The 18,486-nt window shown below is 71.9% G+C and carries 16 protein-coding genes; 8 read left to right on the top strand and 8 right to left on the bottom strand.

What is annotated here, in order from left to right; genetic code table 11:
• Positions 1-621 precede the first annotated feature (621 nt).
• The 6 genes from ANAE109_RS12995 to ruvX form a co-directional block, all read right to left on the bottom strand.
• Positions 622-1,911, bottom strand: coding sequence for a M23 family metallopeptidase (locus ANAE109_RS12995; protein ID WP_012097335.1), 1,290 nt, complete (start codon positions 1,909-1,911; stop codon positions 622-624).
• A 113-nt stretch (positions 1,912-2,024) separates the two neighbouring features.
• Positions 2,025-3,512 carry a SpoVR family protein gene (locus tag ANAE109_RS12990; RefSeq protein ID WP_012097334.1) on the bottom strand — a complete coding sequence of 496 codons (1,488 nt, stop codon included), beginning with the start codon at positions 3,510-3,512 and terminating at the stop codon, positions 2,025-2,027.
• A gap of 8 nt (positions 3,513-3,520) precedes the next feature.
• On the bottom strand, positions 3,521-4,627 hold the full coding sequence (locus tag ANAE109_RS12985; protein WP_012097333.1) for a DUF444 family protein: 1,107 nt from the start codon (positions 4,625-4,627) through the stop codon (positions 3,521-3,523).
• Between the two features lie 48 nt (positions 4,628-4,675).
• Positions 4,676-6,748 (bottom strand): PrkA family serine protein kinase, encoded by a 2,073-nt coding sequence (locus ANAE109_RS12980; RefSeq protein WP_012097332.1) that lies wholly within the window; start codon positions 6,746-6,748, stop codon positions 4,676-4,678.
• A 158-nt stretch (positions 6,749-6,906) separates the two neighbouring features.
• On the bottom strand, positions 6,907-7,944 hold the full coding sequence (gene mltG / locus ANAE109_RS12975) for an endolytic transglycosylase MltG (RefSeq protein WP_041448321.1): 1,038 nt from the start codon (positions 7,942-7,944) through the stop codon (positions 6,907-6,909).
• A complete protein-coding gene (gene ruvX, locus ANAE109_RS12970) occupies positions 7,941-8,354 on the bottom strand; it encodes a Holliday junction resolvase RuvX (protein ID WP_012097330.1) in 414 nt (137 codons plus the stop codon). Before ruvX ends, mltG begins: the two co-directional genes overlap by 4 nt.
• A 185-nt stretch (positions 8,355-8,539) precedes the next feature.
• Here ruvX and ANAE109_RS12965 point away from each other — a divergent pair, with 185 nt between their 5' ends.
• From ANAE109_RS12965 to ANAE109_RS12945, 5 genes are all read left to right on the top strand, one after another.
• Complete coding sequence (locus ANAE109_RS12965) at positions 8,540-9,448, top strand: hypothetical protein (RefSeq protein ID WP_012097329.1); 909 nt, start codon at positions 8,540-8,542, stop codon at positions 9,446-9,448.
• Positions 9,449-9,457: 9 nt separating this feature from the next.
• On the top strand, positions 9,458-9,877 hold the full coding sequence (locus tag ANAE109_RS12960) for a hypothetical protein (RefSeq protein WP_012097328.1): 420 nt from the start codon (positions 9,458-9,460) through the stop codon (positions 9,875-9,877).
• A gap of 174 nt (positions 9,878-10,051) precedes the next feature.
• Positions 10,052-10,249 (top strand): cold-shock protein, encoded by a 198-nt coding sequence (locus ANAE109_RS12955; protein WP_012097327.1) that lies wholly within the window; start codon positions 10,052-10,054, stop codon positions 10,247-10,249.
• A gap of 96 nt (positions 10,250-10,345) precedes the next feature.
• On the top strand, positions 10,346-10,567 hold the full coding sequence (infA, locus tag ANAE109_RS12950; RefSeq protein ID WP_012097326.1) for a translation initiation factor IF-1: 222 nt from the start codon (positions 10,346-10,348) through the stop codon (positions 10,565-10,567).
• A 28-nt stretch (positions 10,568-10,595) separates the two neighbouring features.
• Positions 10,596-11,729 (top strand): acyltransferase family protein, encoded by a 1,134-nt coding sequence (locus ANAE109_RS12945; protein ID WP_012097325.1) that lies wholly within the window; start codon positions 10,596-10,598, stop codon positions 11,727-11,729.
• A gap of 19 nt (positions 11,730-11,748) precedes the next feature.
• Here the strand turns inward: ANAE109_RS12945 and ANAE109_RS12940 are convergent, their stop codons facing one another.
• Positions 11,749-13,662 carry a biosynthetic peptidoglycan transglycosylase gene (locus ANAE109_RS12940; RefSeq protein WP_012097324.1) on the bottom strand — a complete coding sequence of 638 codons (1,914 nt, stop codon included), beginning with the start codon at positions 13,660-13,662 and terminating at the stop codon, positions 11,749-11,751.
• 111 nt (positions 13,663-13,773) lie between these two features.
• On the opposite strand from ANAE109_RS12940, the gene ANAE109_RS24890 reads away from it, so the two are divergent.
• From ANAE109_RS24890 to ANAE109_RS12925, 3 genes are all read left to right on the top strand, one after another.
• The gene (locus ANAE109_RS24890; RefSeq protein ID WP_012097323.1) at positions 13,774-14,955 is read left to right on the top strand and encodes an energy transducer TonB; all 1,182 of its coding nucleotides are present in this window, start codon (positions 13,774-13,776) and stop codon (positions 14,953-14,955) included.
• A 111-nt stretch (positions 14,956-15,066) separates the two neighbouring features.
• A complete protein-coding gene (locus ANAE109_RS12930; protein ID WP_012097322.1) occupies positions 15,067-16,239 on the top strand; it encodes a TonB family protein in 1,173 nt (390 codons plus the stop codon).
• A gap of 91 nt (positions 16,240-16,330) precedes the next feature.
• Positions 16,331-16,813 carry a methylglyoxal synthase gene (locus ANAE109_RS12925; RefSeq protein WP_012097321.1) on the top strand — a complete coding sequence of 161 codons (483 nt, stop codon included), beginning with the start codon at positions 16,331-16,333 and terminating at the stop codon, positions 16,811-16,813.
• Between the two features lie 102 nt (positions 16,814-16,915).
• Here ANAE109_RS12925 and gcvPB read toward each other — a convergent pair whose 3' ends face one another.
• Entirely contained in the window at positions 16,916-18,484 is a 1,569-nt protein-coding gene (gcvPB, locus tag ANAE109_RS12920; protein ID WP_012097320.1) for an aminomethyl-transferring glycine dehydrogenase subunit GcvPB, read from the bottom strand.
• Positions 18,485-18,486 lie beyond the last annotated feature (2 nt).

Genomic DNA, 18,486 nt, shown 5'->3' with positions numbered 1-18,486 from the left:
GCGTGCGCGCAACTTCCTCGGACCTGATCTGCCGGCTGCCCAGTCACCGCCGACGCCGGTGAAGGCGCACCGCATGATGGGCGAGGCGCGCCGGGAACCGAGCGCTTCTCCCCTCGATGCCCGAGCCCCCGTCTGCGTACGGCGACGGCACACGACCTGCCCGCATGCGCGTGCTGCCGCCGTGGGATGTGATGAATCGAGAGACCTCGACCTCGACCTCGACCTCGACCTCGACCTCGACCTCGACCTCGACGTACCTCGACCCCGACCTCGACCTCGAGCCCGACCCCGATCCCGAGGACGCGAACCGTTCGATCAGCCGCCGCGCCGGGCTTTGCCCGTCACGGCGGGGACCGTCGCCGACGTCTCGACTTCGCGACTGCTACGCTCGGGGTGAGCGGGACGTCGTATCCCGCCGAGCCAGGGGCGGGGGCCGCTGGCCCGCGAGGACGAGTCGCCGGGGGAGGGCCCCGCGCAACGCGCGGTTGGGGCGAAGCCCCTCCGGCGGGGAACGGTCGCGAACCTGCGAAGCAGGCGCGACCGTTCACGGGCCCCGCCGAGCAGGGGTGGGGCCCCAGCGGCTCTGCCGCTGGGATGGGGCGCAGCCCCCGTCCGATCAGATCAATTCAGCGCGACCGGCCCGGCGAGCTGGGCGCGCAGCGGGGCGATCTGCTCCCGGAAGTCGGCGACGGCGCTCGCGGGGAGCGGGGCCTCGCGCGGCACCTTGAGCTGCATCGGGTTGACGTACCGGCCGCCGCGCTTCACCGCGTAGTGCAGGTGCGGGCCGGTGGAGAGGCCGGTCGAGCCGACGTAGCCGATGATCTGCTTCTGCGAGACCGGCTTCCCGGAGGAGACCGCGATGCGGGAGAGGTGGCAGTAGACGCTCTCGAGCCCGTTCCGGTGCTTCAGGATCACCGTCTTGCCGCAGCCGCCGTGCCACCCCGCGACCCGCACCGAGCCGTCCCCGACCGCCCAGATCGGCGTGCCGGTGGGCGCGCCGTAGTCGACGCCCTCGTGGGCTCGGGTGTAGCCGAGCACCGGGTGGCGGCGCGTGCCGAAGCTCGAGGTGATGTGGGCGTACTTGAGGGGCGACTTGAGGAAGCCGCGACGGGCGCTGTTGCCCTCCTCGTCGAAGTAGCTGGTGTGGCCGGAGGCGTCGGTGTACCGGAACAGCCGCTTCAGGCCGGTGGCGGCGCCGTCGTACTCGGCCGCGAGCACCTCGCCGTAGCGGAGCAGCTTGCCGTCCGCGTACACCTTCTCCACCAGGATCCGCATGCGGTCGCCGGTCCGGACGTCCTGGTAGAAGTCGACGTCCCAGGCGAGCACGTCGGCGGCGAGGACGGCGAGCCCCGGGTCCTCCTCGGCGCGCCCGAGCGACTCGTAGAGGGACGACTCGATCGTGACCGCGACGCGGGCCACCTCGGTGGTGAGCTCGACGGGGCGCTTCGCCCCCTGCAGCGTGCCGTCCGGGGCCCGCTCGACGATCCACTCGTCCGCGGCGCCCTGGCGGTACGTGAAGCGGTGCAGGCCGCCGTCCTCCGCCCGCTCGAGGCGGAGCTGATCGCCGGGGCGGGCCTTGCGGAAGGGGAAGTGGCCGCGCAGCGCGTCGACGACCTCGTTCACCTCGGCGGCGGCCAGGCGCAGCGAGAAGAGGGCCTGATTCAGGGTCTGGTTCTTCTGCAGGCGGACCGCGACGGAGGTGAAGCGGGCCGGCGCGGCCGGCCCGGACGCCGCCGGCTGCGCGTCCCCGGGACCGGTCTGGGCCACCACGGGGGCCGCCTCGGGCGGGACCGACCGGATCCGGCCCGCGGCGCCCACCAGGGCGACGGCCAGGATGGCGAGGAAGCCGAGCCCGGCGAGGACGGCGGGGAGGCGGCGGCGGCGGGGCAGATCGTCGGCGCGGTTCTGCATCGGCCGGCAATGTAGCAGCAGCCCCGCCGGATCTGAAATCCCGGGAATGGGCGTGTGGGCGCGGGTACGTCGGGTGCTCTTCCGCCGTCACGGCGCCCATCGGGAGGGCCGCGTCAGAGCTCCACGCGGCGGTCGCTGTGCTCCTTGCCGTCGAAGCGGAACAGCGTCCCGCGCCCCTCGATCCGGGACACGAGGTTCACCGGGCGCCGCCACAGCGTCTGGAGGTGCTTCAGGGTGTCGCGCGCGTAGTCCAGCTTCAGGTCCACGCCGTCGTGCTTGTGCACGAGGAGCAGCTCGCCGCGGTTGTCGTAGTTGCCATCCTCCACCGCGATCGCGGGCTGGCCGAAGTTGGTCAGCATGTGGAGGAGCTTCTCCTTCACCTTCTTGAACTCGCGCTCCATCACCTCCCAGCGCTGGTGCTTGTCGTTGTAGCCGTAGGTGAAGAGGCGCTGCTCGAGGACGAACTCGAGCGTGAGGAACTCGTCGATGAAGGTGACGTCGTTGTAGTGCTTGCGGACCTCGAAGATCTTCTCGCGGCCGAGCCCGAGCCGCTTGTCCCAGTTCTTGCGCTCCACGAAGGAGTCGCAGTCGTCGTACTCCTTCCCGAAGCGCCCCTTGTTCCAGCGATCCTCGATGTCGCGCCAGAGCTCGACCCCGAGCTTGTAGGGGTTGAGCTGGCCGGGGTGGGTGGCGAGGGTGCCGGAGTGGTGGTCCGCGTAGTCGATGATCTCGGACGCCTCCAGGGCCTTCTCCGTCATGATCTTGGAGTGCCAGTAGGTGGCCCACCCCTCGTTCATGATCTTGGTCTGGCCCTGCGGGGCGAAGTAGTAGGACTCCTCGCGCACGATGGAGAGGACGTCGTGCTCCCAGCGCTCGAGGGGGGCGTGCTCGAGCAGGAAGAGCAGCACGTCGCGCTCGGGGCGCTCCGGGAACTTGCGCTTGCGGGAGGCCTCCTCGTCGAGCCGCTTCTGCTGGGCCTCGAGGAACGCCGGCGGGTTGATGAACTCGCGCATGTACTCGCGCTCGGTCTTGAACCCCTTCGCGATCTTGCGCTCGTCCTCCTCCGGGTGGTCCGGCCGGCGCTTCACGTAGGGGGACTGGTAGTCGATGAGGTTCTCGAGCGAGAGGCAGCGATCGATGAAGTCCTCCACGAGCTCCACGCCGAGCTTGTCCTGGTAGCGCCGCACGCGCGTGGCGTGGTTCGCCATCTGGTCCATCATCTTCCGGTTGGTGTGCCGGAACATGAAGTTGTTCTTGAAGAAGTCGACGTGGCCGTAGACGTGGGCCATCACGAGCTTCTGGTCCACGTCCATGTTGGACTCGAGCAGGTACGCGTACGAGGGGTCGTTGTTGATGACCATCTCGTAGATCTTGGAGAGCCCGTACTCGTAGCCCTTCGACAGCCGCTCGTAGTCCATGCCGAACCGCCAGTGCGGGTAGCGGTTCGGGAAGCCGCCGTAGGCGGCGACCATGTTGATCTCGTCGAAGTTCAGGACCTCGAAGATCGTGTCGAAGAAGTCGAGCCCGTACTCGCGGGCGTAGCCCTCGATCCGCTTGCGGATGTCGTGCAGGTGGGCCGGGAGCTGCGTCTTGCGGTCCATGCCTTCCCCTACTTGCCGGTCCCGAGGAACGTCTTGATGGAGGCGTAGATCCCGTCCTTGTCGGCGATCTCGGAGAGCGCCACGTTGTCGCGCGCGCCGATCGCGTCCTTCAGGTCCTTGATGAACTGCCCCGAGCCGTAGGGGCTCTCGACCTGGCCGTACGCGAACAGGTTGACCACCGGGAGGATCCGGTTCTGGAGCAGGTCCACGCAGAGCCGCGTGTCGTCCGCGCTCCAGTTGTCGCCGTCGGAGAAGTGGAACGGGTACACGTTCCAGCTGCCGGGCGCGTAGTCGCTCTCGATCATCTCGAGGGCGAGCTTGTAGGCGGACGAGATCATCGTCCCGCCCGACTCGCGGGTGTGGAAGAACGTGTCGCGGTCGACCTCTCGCGCGACGGCGTCGTGGATGATGTAGCGGGTCTCGAGGCCCTTGTAGTGCTTGCGCAGCCAGGTGTCGATCCAGAAGGACTCGATGCGGACGATCTCCTTCTGCTCGTCGCCCATCGATCCGGACACGTCCATCATGTAGATGACGGCGGCGTTCGTCTCCGGGAGCGGCACCTGCTTCCAGGTGCGGTAGCGCCGGTCCTCCCGCACCGGGACGATGACGGGCTTGCGCCAGTTGTAGGATCCGCTCGCGATCTGCCGCCGCAGCGCCTGCTTGTAGGTGCGCTTGAAGTGGCGCAGGGACTCGGGCCCCGCCGGCGCGACGCCGGTGTACTTGAGCTTCGTGGTGACGATCCGGTCCTTGCCCTTCGGCTGGATCCGGGGGAGGGCGAGCTCCTCGCCGAGGATGTCGGCGAGCTCCTCGAGCGAGACGTCGACCTCGAGGATGTGCTGCCCCTCGCCCTGGCCGGCCTGCCCCGAGCCCTGCTGCCCGTCGCCCGGCGAGAGCGGATCGCCCTGCTCCCCCTCGCCCTGGCCCACGCCCCCCTGCGAGCGCTCACCGAAGCGGAAGTGCGGGATGTCGATGGTCGGGACGGGGATGGTGATGAAGTCCTTCCCCTTCTTCCCGATCATCTCTCCCTTCTGGACGTACTTCTTGAGGTTCCGCTTGATGCGGCCGCGGACGATGTCGCGGAACCGGGCGTGGTCCTGCTTGATCTTGAGGGTCATGGACTGCGCAGACCTCGCTCCCGTTCACCCGTGGATCGCCGGCGGGCGCTAGTCCTTCGCGTCCCCGCGCGCGAAGATCGAGGCGACGAAGTTCAGCACGTCCGTGGAGCAGACCTCGCAGTAGCCGTAGTTCTTGATGAGCCGCTGCTTCACGACGTCGATCTTCTCCTGCGTGTCGCGGTCCACCACCGAGGCGACGAGGTTCTTGAGCTTGATCGAGTCCTTCTGGTCCTCGAAGAGCTTCAGCTCGAGCGCCTTGTGGAGCCGCTCGTTCGTCCGGTAGTTGAAGGTCTTCCCTTCGATCGCGAGCGCGCCGATGTAGTTCATGATCTCGCGGCGGAAGTCGTCCTTCCGGCTCTCGGCGATGTCGATCTTCTCCTCGATCGACCGCATGAGGCGCTCGTCCGGCTCCTCGTACTGGCCCGTGTACTTGTTGCGGACCTTCTCGCGCTGGGTGTAGGCCTTGATGTTGTCGATGTAGTTCGCGCAGAGCTTGGTGATCGCGTCCTCGTCGGCGCTGATCGCGCGCTGGACCTCGTTCTTCACGACGTCCTCGTACTCGCGCTTCACGTCGGTGAGCAGGTCCCGGAAGCGCTTGCGCTGCTCCTCGGAGGAGATGAGCGAGTGCTGGCGGAGGCCCGACTCGAGCTCGTTCAGCACCATGAACGGGTTCACGCAGCCGTCGCCCTTGTCCGAGACGAGCGCGTTCGAGATCTTGTCCTGCACGTAGCGCGGGCTGATGCCCTCCATCCCCTCGCGCTGCGCCTCCTTGCGGAGCTCCTTGATGTTGTCCTCGGTGAAGTTCGGCAGCGTCTTGCCGTTGTAGAGCTTCAGCTTCTGCACGAGGGTGAGGTTGTGCTTCTTCGGCTCCTCGAGCCGGGTGAGCACGCCCCACATCGCGGCCATCTCGAGCGTGTGCGGCGCGATGTGCTTCCCGCGGATCTTGTGGCTGTTGTAGTCGCGCTCGTAGATCTTCACCTCCTCGTCGAGGCGGGAGATGTAGGGGATGTCGATCTTGACGGTGCGATCCCGCAGCGCCTCCATGAACTCGTTCGACTGGAGCTTCCGGTACTCGGGCTCGTTCGTGTGCCCGATGATGACCTCGTCGATGTCCGTCTGCGGGAACTTCTTCGGCTTGATCTTGTGCTCCTGCGTGGCGCCGAGTAGGTCGTAGAGGAACGCCACGTCGAGCTTCAGGATCTCGACGAACTCGATGATGCCGCGGTTGGCGATGTTGAACTCGCCGTCGAAGTTGAACGCGCGCGGATCGGAGTCGGAGCCGTACTCCGCGATCTTCCGGTAGTTGATGTCGCCGGTGAGCTCGGTCGAGTCCTGGTTCTTCTCGTCCTTCGGCTGGAACGTGCCGACGCCCACGCGATCCTTCTCGGAGAGGATCTGGCGCCGCACGCGGACGTGGGTCATCACCTTCTCCCAGTCGCCCTTGTACTCGGTCATCAGGTCCTTGAAGACGAAGCGGCAGGCCGGGCAGAGGTCGCCCGTGTCGGGGATCGTGTAGCCGGAGTCCGGCGGCGAGAGCTCCGCGTAGACCTTCGCGCGCCATTCGTGCGGCACGAGGTGCAGCGGCTCCTCGTGCATCGGGCAGGGCATCAGCTCGCGGCGTCGCTGCCCGTCGAGGCTCGCGCGCTCGATGTCCCAGGCGAAGGTGTAGAGCGCACCCTCCGCCGTCTTGGAGTAGGCCTCGAGCCCCTTCTTCAGGAGGCGCGCGATCGTCGACTTCGACGAGCCCACCGGGCCGTGCAGGAGGATGACGCGCTTCTCGGTCCCGTACATCTGGGCCGCGCTCTTGAACACGTTCACGAGCTTCATGAGCGGGATGTCGAGCCCGTAGATCGCGTCCTTCCCGCCGAAGTCCGGATCGGTGAAGAAGTTGTAGCGGATGAGCTTCTTCTTGTTGTCGATGTACTCGGTCTTCCCGTGCGACAGGATCATGTCGTAGACGCGCTGGAAGGCGGTCCGCGTGACCTTGGGGTTCTGCCGCACGAGCGCGAGGTACTCCTCGAAGGAGCCCTCCCAGTGCTGCTCCGAGTATCCCTCGCGGTCCTGCAGCGCCGCGATCCGCGACACCCAGTTCGTCTGCGTCACATCACGGACGTCTCGCATGCGTTCCCTCGAGCTTGCGCCGCCCGACGTACGGGGGCTCAAGGGAGCATAAGGTCCGGCGTGGCGCGCTGCAGAAGCGCACGCCCGGAGGGAAGGAGAGGCCTCCCGGCGGGGAGGGGCGCCCACGGGCGGGACGCGGCTCGCGGAGGAGAGGCGCCTCAGCGCGCGCTGCGGCGGAAGAACTCCACCTGCCAGCGCTGGACGGCCGCGTTGTGGCACGCGAGGTCCGGGCAGAAGACGTGCGAGCCGTCGTTGCGGGAGACGAAGTAGAGGTCCTTGCAGTCCGCCGGCGCGAGCGCCGCGCGGAGCGCCGCGGCCCCCGCGCTGGCGATCGGGCCAGGGGGCAGGCCCGCGGTCGTGTACGTGTTGTAAGGGTGCGGCGTGAGGAGATCCGTCCGCGTGATGTTCCGCGACCAGCGGCCCGTCCGGAGCATCGTCGCGTACATCACGGTCGGGTCGGTCTGGAGCGGCATGCCGAGCCGGAGCCGGTTGTGGAAGACGCACGCGATCCGCGGGCGCTCGTCCTCGCGCCCGGTCTCCTTCTCCACGATCGAGGCGAGCGTCGCCACCCGGCCCCGATCGAGGCTCACGCCCGGGGCGCGAACCGCCTCGGCCTTCGCGTACTCGGTGTCGAACCGCGCGACCATCGCGGCGGCGATCGCGCGGGCGGAGGCCCCCCGCGGGAAGCTGTACGTGTCGGGGAAGAGGAACCCTTCGAGGTTGGCGTAGGGGAGGCCGAGCCCCCGCGCGACCGCCGGATCCCGCGCGACCTCCAGGAAGGCCGCCTCCGCGGCGAGCCCGCTCCGCGCGACGATGGCGGCGATCTCCTCCATGCGCAGCCCCTCCGGGACGGTGAAGCGGTAGAGCTTCACGTCCCCGCGGAACACGCGCTCGAGCACCTCGTCCGGGCGCAGCGGACCCGCGAACGCATACTCGCCCGAGCGGAACGCGCGGGGGTCGCGCTTCACGTACCGGAAATACCGCCACGCCGTGCGCTCGTCCGACAGCACGCCGCCGCGCGCGAGCGTGCGGATCACGACCCGCGCGCTCGCGCCGGGCGGGACCACCACCACCTTCTCCTCCGGGTCGCCGTAGGGCGTCTCGCGGAACGAGGCGAGATCGCGCCAGGCGACGAACGCCGCGCCGCCCGCGGCGACGAGCGCGAGGAGGAGCACGGCGAGGACGAAGCGCTTCACGCGTGCCTCCCATCGAGCCAGCCCTGCAGGATCACGGCCGCGGCCTCGGCGTCGACGCGCCCGCGGAGCTCTCGCGCGGAGAACCCCTGCTCGCGCAGCCGCGACTCCGCCTCGAAGGTGGAGAGCCGCTCGTCGAACAGCTCCACCGGGACGCCCGTCGCGCGCGCCAGCTCCTCCGCGAACGCCCGCGCGTACCGGGCCGAGGCGCCCTCGCTGCCGTCCATGTTGAGCGGCAACCCGACCACCGCGGTCCCGACCTCCCACTCGCGGAGGGTGGCCGCGATCGAGGCGAGGTCCGCCTCGCGCGTGCGGTGGCGCACGACGGACAGCGGGCGAGCCGTGCGGAGCACGTCGTCGGCGAGGGCGAGGCCGATCCGGGCGCGGCCGAGGTCCAGGCCGAGGTAGCGCATCGCGCCGGAATCTAGGCGGCGATCGGGCGCGGCGTAAAGACCGGAGCGCGGCCGCGGGGCCCGTCCCGCGGACGGGCGGGTGCGAGGAAGTGCGCGGAACGACTCGCCGGACGTGCTGGCACGGCGCGCGCTCGGCGTGACGACACCGGCGCCCCCCATCCTCCGCCGGCCTCGGAAAGGACCCCATGATCTCCACCACCTCGTCCGGCGCAGCGCGTTCCCCCGTTTCGCTCCCGCCGCCCACGGACGCGCCGGACCGCGCCTCGACGTTGCGCGCCGCGGCGGGCGCCGCCGCCCGCGGGCTCGCCGAGCTCGCCATCGACTCCGCCGCTGCGGCGGTGAAGGAGGCGACGAAGTCGAGCAAGGCCTCGAAGAGCGCGACGGCGAAGCGCTCGAGCGCCTCGAGGAGCTCCGGCGCGGGCTACGCCAAGAAGACCTCGAGCTCGTCCTCCGGGAAGACCTCGACGAGCGATCCGCTCGCCTTCCTGAAGGACCCGAAGCTCTCCATCGAGGAGAAGCTGATGCGCCTCCTCGCGCACCTCAACGCGAAGTACGAGGAGGAGATGCAGCAGCGCATGGACGCGATCGCGGGCAAGACGCCGGCGGCCTCCCAGGCGAAGAGCGGCTCGTCCAGCGCGAAGAAGAAGGGCGGGATCTTCGGGGCCATCGCGTCGGTGGTGACGAAGGTCATCCCGGGCGCCGGCGGGATCGTCGACCTCCTCAAGGACAAGACCTTCCAGTCCGCGCTGTCGAAGCTGGGCGGTCCGGTGCTCGCGGCAGGCGCCTCCGCCCTCGGCATGCCGGCGCTCGCTCCCGCCCTGCTCAAGCTGGGGCCCACGCTGGCGGGCGGCGCGGTGGAGCTCGCGAAGGCCATCGACTCGGAGCTGAAGTCCACCCCTGCGAGCGGCTCCGCGTCCTCCGGCGCCTCGGGCTCCGCGTCGGGGAAGGCGGAGCTCTCCTCGAGCCAGCAGCAGCTGGAGCTCATGAAGCTCCAGCAGCTGCAGGAGAAGCAGAAGGAGATGTTCAGCATGGTCTCCGCGATCTTCCGGATGCAGCACGAGACCCGCGCCGGGATCATCGCGAACATCCGCTAGGAGCGCGCCATGAACGTCATCGAGGCCATGGAGCAGGGCAGCACGCTCGCGGAGGTGCAGGGCATCTCGCGCGAGATCGGCGACGCCATCGCCTGCCTGGCGGAGGCTGAGCTCGAGGCCGGGCGGGTGGAGACGGCGCAGGCGATCCTCGAGGGGCTGGTCGTCACGAATCACCAGGACGCGGGCGCCTGGGCGCTCCTCTCGCAGGCCCACCGGCGGCTCGCCCAGCCGCTCGCCGCGCGCTTCTGCGCGGAGGTGGCCCTGAAGCTCGCGCCCGAGGACCCCTTCGTCCGGCTGACCCGCGCCGAGAGCCTGCTCGCGCAGCCTGGAGGCTGCCGGGACGAGGCGCGCGAGGCGCTCCGTGCGGTCGCGAGCGACCCCGAGGTGGGGGAGCGGGCGCGGGCGCTGCTGGGGGCGCTCTCGCAGTGAATCTCCAGGAGAGCGAGGTGCCCTCGGAAGTCCACATTTTAGAGGCCGTTTTGCCAGGGGTTCGCTTGACGGTCCGCCGCCGTTTCGGGGATATTTCGCGCCCAGGCTGGGGGTCCGTGCCCCCCTGCCGCCCCGGCCGGCGGTCGGCCTGGTGACAGAGAAGGAAGCGAAGCGATGGCGACCGGTACCGTGAAGTGGTTCAACGACGCGAAGGGCTTCGGGTTCATCTCGCAGGAGGGCGGCGAGGACGTGTTCGTCCACCACACCGCGATCCAGATGGACGGGTTTCGCACCCTGAAGGAGGGTGAGCGCGTCGAGTTCGACGTCACCCAGGGCCCCAAGGGGCTTCAGGCAGCGAACGTCCGGCGGTAGTAAGAGCGGGGCTTTCGGCGACGATCGAGCGGCCTCGGGTCACCGGGGCCGCTCGCGCTTCCGGGCACGGACGCGCCCACACCGAGAAGGAACTGAATGAGCGAGAAGGAAGCCGGCATCGAGGTACAGGGTACGGTCGAGGAGGCCCTCGCCGGCGGCATGTACCGCGTCAAGGTCGACCAGGGCCCGACGGTCCTCGCCTACGCCTCCGGGAAGATGAAGAAGTTCCACATCCGCATCATCCCGGGCGACCGGGTGAAGCTCGAGCTCTCTCCGTACGACCTGACCCGCGGTCGCATCACCTACCGCGACAAGTGAGGTCGTCCGCGCCGCCCGTCGGCGCCCGATGACGCCCCCCCGCCGCAAGCTCTGGCTCGACTGGCAGCGCGGTCTCGCCGTGCTGTTCATGATCGAGGTGCACGTCCTCGACGCGTGGCTCGCGCCCGACGCGCGGACGGGCGCCGTGTACCACGCGCTCCGCATGCTGGGCGGGTTCGCCGCGCCCGGCTTCCTGTTCATGGCCGGCCTCTCCCAGGCGCTCGCCGACGCCGCGGCGGAGCGGAAGGGCCTCCCGCCCGGCGCGCGGCGCGCGGCGGCCCTGCGGCGAGCGCTGTGGCTCCTCGGAGTCGCGTACGCCTTCCGGGCGGTCGCGTTCCTGGCCGGCGGGGCCTGGCGCCGCCCCGGCGGCCTCGGCGACGTCCTCCGCGTGGACATCCTGAACGTGATCGCCGTGGGGCTCGTGCTCTCTGCGCTGCTCTCTGTCGGCCGTTCCGCGCGACTGGGCGCGCTGCTCGCCGGAGCGGCGGCGCTCGCCATCGTCCTCACCACGCCGCTCGTGGCCGACGCGCTCCGCCACTACGACCTGCCGGCCGCCGGCGCGGCGGCGGGCGCTGCCGCGCGGCAGGCGCCGAACCGGGCGGTGGACGTCCTCCTCGCATACCTGTACGCGGGCTGGCCTCGCGCGAACTTCCACCTCTTCAACTGGGCCGCCTTCCTCCTCGCCGGGAGCGCGGTCGCGCCCCTCGCGCGAGGAGAGCGGCGGCCCGCCCTGTGGCTCGGGCTCGCCGCCGCGCTGTTCGCGCTCGGGTGGTGGGCGGACCGCTGGCCGGCGGTGTACGCGTACCAGCAGTTCTGGCGGACGTCGCCCTCCTGGTTCGCGATGCGGCTCGCCGTGTGCCTCGCGATGACCGGCGCGCTTCAGCTCGTGCCCGACGCGGCGGAGCGCGGCCTGGGCTGGCTCACGCTGCTCGGGCGGCAGTCGCTCGTCGGATATGTGGCGTCGGTCGAGCTCACCTACGGTGCGCTGGCCTCGCCCGTGAAGCGCGTGCTCTCGTTTCCAGCGACGGTCCTCGGGATCGTCGCCATGGTCGCCCTCACGTGGGCGATCTCGCTCGGCTGGGAGAAGTACCGCGGCCGCCGGCGCGCGGGAGGGCCGCGCGGCGAGGGCGGCGCCGGCAAGGTGAGCGGCGCGGCCGCGTAATCCCGGCCAGGGGCCGCGGTCAGCCCTCGCGGAAGACGATCGGCTCCGACAGCGCGCGAAGCAGGTCCTCGTCGGTGAGGGCCCCCTGCTCCGTCATCTTCAGCAGGATGTCCTCCACCCGCTGCTCCCAGGCGTCGCTCGGGCTGCCGCGGGCGCGCATGCCGTGGTAGCGGATCGGGTTCGGGATGATCGAGGCCAGGAACGCGGCCTCCTTCGCGGAGAGCTCGCGGGCGTCCTTGCCGAACCAGTGCTGGGCCGCCGCGCCGATCCCGAACACGCCCGGACCCCACTCCACCAGGTTGAGGTAGATCTCGAGGAGGCGCGCCTTGGGGACCGCCGCCTCCAGCGCGATCGTGATCGCCGCCTCGCGCAGCTTGCGGGCGACGGTCTTCTCCCGCGAGAGGTAGAGGTTCTTCGCGAGCTGCTGGGTGATGGTCGAGCCGCCCCGCACCACGCGGCCCTCCTCGGCGCCGCGGACGAAGGCATCCTGGAGCTCGGCGAAGTCGAAGCCCGGGTGGCCGAAGAAGCCGGCGTCCTCGCTCGTGGTCACGGCGCGGATGACGTGCTCCGGCAGCTCCGCGACCGGGACGAAGGTCGCCGTGCGGGGGCCGATCTCGAACGCCCGGCCCCGCTCGCCCGCGCCGTCCACCGGGTGGTACGGGAAGGGCCTGCGGAGCGCGGCCGGCGTCCCCTTGCGCGACGCCTCCCGCATGCGCGCGAGCTCGAGCGAGGCGCGGAGGGTCCAGGCGGAGGGGGCGAGCAGCGGGCCGGCGACGTCGAGGCTGGCGTCGAGATCGCCGCGGGGGACCGGCGCCTCCGGCGGTGGAGCGAGGGCCGGGGGGACGGCCGCGACGAGCGCGGGCCAGTCGACGCGGTCGGCGCGGAAGGAGGCGCTGAACGGCAGCCCCGAGCCGAGCCGGGCCTCCGCCGCGACGGCGACCCGGAGCGCGCTCCCCAGCGAGAGGAGACCCTCCCGGAAGGCCACGCGGCGCTCCGTGGCATCCCACGTGACCGTGCCCTCGGCGCCCGCCCGGAACGGGCCGAGCGGGGTCTCGGCGACGCGCTCGCCCGAGACGAACAGCCGCTCCCCGGACGCGCGCAGGCGAGCCTCCGCGCGCGTGAGCCGGTCGTCGGCCTCCGCCTCGAGCTCGACCGAGAGCACGCCGTCCGCGAGCGTCGCGGGAGCGTCCTGCAGCGCCGGCGACAGGAGCGCCGGGCCGAGGTGATCGAGCCGGACGCGCGCGTGCCAGCGGTCGCCCTGGCTGCGCGCGGTGACCTCGCCCCGGCCGCCGCCGGGCAGCCGCAGGGCGAGCGCGAAGGCGGTGGCCGCGGCGTCGCGCTCGCCGGAGAGGTCGGCGTCGAAGGGGCCCAGCTCCGCGGAGCGCCGCCCGAGCGGCAGCACCACGATCACGCCGCGGAGGTGGATGGACGGAAAGGGGGCGCGCGCCGCGGGGCGCGGGCGCGGCGACTCCGCGGGCCGTCCGTCGACGGGAGGCGCCGCGCGCGTGCGGCGGTCGAGGAGCGCGCGGAGCGCTCGTCCGCGCGGACCGGCCGCGATGCGGATCCCCCGCAGCCGAACCGAGGCGGGCTCGACGCGGCCGCGCAGGAGCTCCAGGAGGCGCGGGCGGACGGTGACATGCTCGATCCGGACCAGCGGCTCGCGCGGGCTCGCGCCCGGGAGGGTGACCGGGCCGAAGCGCGCCCGGAAGAGCGGATCGATCGCGACGCCGGGTGCGACCGTCACGTCGCCGAACCGGAGTCGCAGCTCGGCCGCGATCCGGTCCCGGGCCCACCGCTGGAAGGCGGGCAGGTGGGTGAGCCCCTGCGCCGACGCATAGACGCCCACGAGCAGCGCGAGCGCCCCAAGGGCGGCGCGGCGTACCCTCACGGGAGGGCGGGCCGGCGACGGCCGGATGTCTCGCTCGGCACGCATGCGCGCGCGCTGTTTACCGGCCGGCGCCCGGGAGGTCAACCGTGCCCGTGCATGGCAAGCAGCGCTACGGGAGGAAACGGGGAGGCGCTCTGTTACATTCTCCAGGGAGCCATGACGCCGACTCGACCCCGCCTCCGGCGCCGCGTTCGCCGTGATCGCCTCGGCGTCCGCACGCTCCTCGCGATCGCGCTGTCGCTGGGGGCGAACGCCGCCCTGCTGTGGGGCCTGCTCTCGGCGGGCGCTTTCACCTTCCGCGCGCCGGCTCCGGTCCGGCCCGTCTCGCTGGCGCAGCTGTCGCGCTCGGACTGGGAAGCGAACCGCGCGGTGGATCGCCAGCCACCGCCGCCCACGCCCCCGCGCGCCTCACCGCCAGCGCCGCCGAAGGAAGAGCTGCCCAAGGGCAAGGTGGTGGAGCTCGCTCCCGACGCGCCCGGCGAGGACGCGCCGCCGAAGGACAGCCGCTACCTCTCCGACCGGAACCGGCGCGTCGAGCAGGAGACCGTCTCGCGCTACGCGGGGAACTCGCCGAACCTCCTCTCGCGACCGTCGCCGGGCTCTCCCGGCCGCGAGGCGGCGGGGGAGGGGGGGCGCGCGGAGCGTCGGACCGAGGCGAAGGACGGGACCTCGGGTCAGCGCGGCACCGGCGCGGAGCGCGCGCGGGCGGCTCGCCAGGAGCAGCAGGAGAAGCTGGCGCTCGCGCCGGGCCCAGGCGGCGAGATCCCGCCGCAGCAGGGCCGGGAGCGGGTCGACGGCGTCGCGCCCGCGATCCCCGGCGCCCCGGGCGACGGCGCCGAGCGACTGCAGGGGCCGACCCGGCCGGACCTGTCCGTCGGCCGGGAGGCGCTCGCGCGGCTCGCGGGCGGTCCGAACATGGACGGCTACGGGGAGGCGGAGGAGGGCGACGTGACGGCCCTCAACACCCGCGAGTTCAAGTACGCCACGTTCTTCAACCAGGTCCGGCGGGAGATCGGCGCCGACTGGTACCCACGCGTGCGCGCCGCCGTTCGCGAGCGCGACCCGGAGTTCAAGCACTTCTTCTACAAGGAGCGCACCGTGGTGGTGGGGGTCACGCTCGACCGCGCGGGCCACGTGACGGGCCTCTCGGTCCTCCAGTCGTCCAACGTCGACTTCTTCGACCGCGTGGCGATGACGTCGGTGCGCCAGGCGCAGCCGTTCCCCAACCCGCCCGGCGGGCTGTTCGGCTCCGAGCAGACGACGCGCGTCCCCTTCGTCTTCACGCTCTATCCCGCCGACCGCCGGCCGTTCGTGATGTGGGAGCGGCCGCAGCCTTGACCGCTCGCCGCCCGCCCGCGGGCGGGCAGCACGTCACGCCGGGCGGCGTTCGGCGCACGTGGGCGGTAGCCTGCGGGCAGGAATGGACCGCGCGCGCTGTTCACCTCCCGCGTGCCGAACCCTTCCGGCAATGAAGCGCGTACGGGCCGCGAGCGGCCGTCGGTCCGCGCCATCGTCGCCCTCGCCGTGTCCGCGGCGGTCAACGGCGCCCTCGTCGCCGCGTTGCACTCCGCTGGGGCGTTCACGCTCGCTCACCGCGCGGCCTCCGCCGCGCGGGTCGGCCTCGCCGTGGTGTCCGGCGCGCGCTGGCAGGCGAACCGCGCGATCGACGGGGAGGAGCGCGCGCCCGTGCCCGAGCCGACTCCGCCCACCGTCGCGCCTCCGCCTCCGGTCCCTCCTCGCCGATCGCCCGACCCGCGCGGCGAGGTCGTGGCCGCGCCGCCGTCGCCCGATCGACGCGCGCCGGAGCGCTGGCGGTTCCTCTCCGACCACGACGGCACCTCGCCCCGCGACGTGCAGTCGCGCGAGGCGGGCGAGCGCCGCTGGGACAACCCGCTCGCGCGAGCCGTCCCCGGCGCCGCCGGGGCGCAGGGCGTGCCGGAGCGCGGCGAGGAGGGGACCGCGGCCGCGTCCGCGCCGGGGCGGGAGGGCGAGGCCGCGACGCGCGAGGACGCGGTCGCGCGCGCGCGGCGGGCGCTGGCTCCCCTCGCGACGGGCGACGAGGCCGCCGGACCCGTCGGGCACGCGGCCCGGCCCGGCGGTGAGCTCTCCGCGGGGGACGGGGGAGCCCGAAGCGCCGGACGCTACGACCCGCGCCTCCTCCCCACCGCCGCGACGTTCGAGCGGCTCGGCGGCGGCCCCGGCGAGCGGCTCGTGGGCGTCGAGGAGGGCGACGCGACCTCGCTCAGCACCCGCCGGTTCCGGTTCGCGGAGTTCTTCCTCCGCGTGAAGGGCGCCATCGCCCGGGAGTGGGATCCCAACCGCGCGATGGACGCGCGGGATCCGGCGGCGCAGCGCTACGGCCGCCGGACGCGCGGCACGCTCGTCGACATCGTCCTCGACCCCGGCGGCGGCCTCCGCGACGTCCGCGTCGTCCGCGGCTCGGGGCTCGACTTCTACGACCGCGAGGTGGTGCGCGCCATCCGCGCCGCGGCGCCCTTCCCGAACCCCCCCCGCGCGCTCGTGGGGCAGGACGGGCGGATCCTGCTCGCCCGGTGGCGGTTCGAGCTGTCCTGGGACGGCACGCGCCCGCGCTTCGCGCTGCCCGCCGCGCCCGGCCGCTAGGCGTCCCGGCGGACCACCGCCCGGGCGCCCGGCGCCCGATCGTCACGATCACGCCGATGTCGCGGGCCCGTGGACGCGGTATACGGCTGCGATGGACAAGACGCGGCGCGTCAAGATGGAAGGCGTGAAGAACGTCGTGCTCATCGCGCACGACAGCCGGAAGGACGACCTGCTCGAGTGGGTGAAGTACAACCGCCAGGTGCTGAAGGAGCACCGGCTGTTCGCCACCGGCACCACGGGCGGCCTCGTGCAGGCCGAGGCGGACCTGCCGGTCACCCGCTTCAAGAGCGGGCCGCTGGGCGGCGATCAGCAGGTCGGCGCGAAGATCGCCGACGGCGAGCTCGACGTGCTCATCTTCTTCTGGGATCCGCTCGAGCCGCAGCCGCACGATCCCGACGTGAAGGCGCTGCTGCGCATCGCGGTGCTCTACAACATCCCCACCGCGTGCAACCGGGCGACCGCCGACTTCATCGTCGCGTCGGACCTGTTCCACGGAGAGTACCAGCGCCTGGTCGAGGACCACGCCGCGGTGCGCGAGGCGTTCCTGCGCGCGCGCGCCGCCCGCGGGTACTAGCCGGCGGGCGAAGGAAGCGAGGACGCCGCCCGCTCACCCTGAGCGAAGGGCGCGCGGAGCGCCGAAGTCGAAGGGCGCAGACCCGGTATCGTTCGCCGAGAGCTACTCGACCTTCATCCCGGGGCGCCAGCGGAGCACCGGCTTCCGCGCCGCGCGTGTCTCGTCGAGGCGGGCGCGGACCGGCCGCGTCGGCGCGGCCTTCACGGCGTCGGGGGCGGCCTGCGCCTCCGCGGCGATGTCCTTCATCGCCGCGACGAAGCGCTCGAGCGTCTCCTTCGACTCCGTCTCGGTGGGCTCGATCATGAGCGCGCCCGAGACCACCAGCGGGAAGTACACGGTGGGCGGGTGGAAGCCGTGGTCGATGAGCCGCTTCGCGACGTCCATCGTGGTGACGCCGCTCGCCTTCTGCAGCTTGTCGTCGAAGACCACCTCGTGCAACGAGTCGGTCTCGTAGGGCAGGTCGTAGGTGCCCTCGAGGAGCTTGCGGACGTAGTTCGCGTTCAGCACGGCGAGCTTGCCGGTCTGCGCCACGCCGTCGGGCCCGTACTCGCGGATGAGCGCCCAGGCGCGGACGAACATCCCGAAGTTGCCCCAGAACTCGCGGAGCTTCCCGATGGTCTGCGGCCGCTCCGCCGGGTCCACGACGAGGCGGTAGCGCTCGCCCTCCTTCACCACGGCCGGGAGCGGGAGGAAGGGCGCGAGCTGCGCCTTCACGCCGACCGGGCCGGAGCCCGGCCCGCCGCCGCCGTGCGGCGTGGCGAACGTCTTGTGCAGGTTGTACTGCATGACGTCGAAGCCCATGTCGCCGGGGCGCGCGACGCCGAGCAGCGCGTTCATGTTCGCGCCGTCGCCGTACACGAGCCCGCCCTTCGCGTGCACGATCTCGGCGATCTCGGCGATGTGGGTCTCGAAGATGCCCAGCGTGTTGGGGTTCGTGATCATGATCGCGGCGACGTCCTCGTCCATCGCCGCCTTCACGGTCTCCGGGTGGAGGCGCCCGTCGGGGCCCGACGCGAGCTGCACGACGTCGTAGCCGTTCAGCGCGGACGACGCGGGGTTCGTCCCGTGCGCCGTGTCGGGGATGAGCACCTTCTTGCGCGGGTTGCCGTGCGCCTCGTGCCAGGCGCGGATGATCATGAGCCCGCAGAGCTCGCCCTGCGCGCCGGCCGCCGGCGCGAGCGTCGTCTGGTCGAAGCCGGCGATCTCGGAGAGCGCCCGCTCCAGCCGGTACATGAGCTCGAGCGCGCCCTGCGCCAGCTCGGCGGGCGCGAGGGGGTGGACGTTCGCGAACCCGGGCAGGCGCGCGAGCGCCTCGCTCGACTTCGGGTTGTACTTCATGGTGCACGAGCCGAGCGGGTAGAAGCCCGTGTCGATCCCGTGGTTCCACACGGACATCCGCGTGAAGTGACGCACGACCTCGAGCTCCGAGACCTCCGGCATCCCGTCGACCCCGCCGCGGAGCAGCTCGGCCGGCAGCTCGCGCGCGGGATCGAAGTCGCCGCCGGGCGCCGGGAGCGACACCCCGCTGCGCCCGGTCGAGCCGCGCTCGAAGAGGAGCTGCTCCTCGTGCACGAGCCCGCGGGTGGCGCCGCCGGACCCGACGCCCGCGTCCCCCGCGGTCGTCCTCGCGTCCTTCTCCATGCTGGGCCTCCAGCCGGTGGGGTTTCCCATGG

The organism is Anaeromyxobacter sp. Fw109-5, assembly GCF_000017505.1.
GTDB lineage: Bacteria > Myxococcota > Myxococcia > Myxococcales > Anaeromyxobacteraceae > Anaeromyxobacter.
The sequence above is the reverse complement of the archived record's forward strand: the minus strand, read 5'-3'. Positions and strand labels throughout refer to the sequence as shown.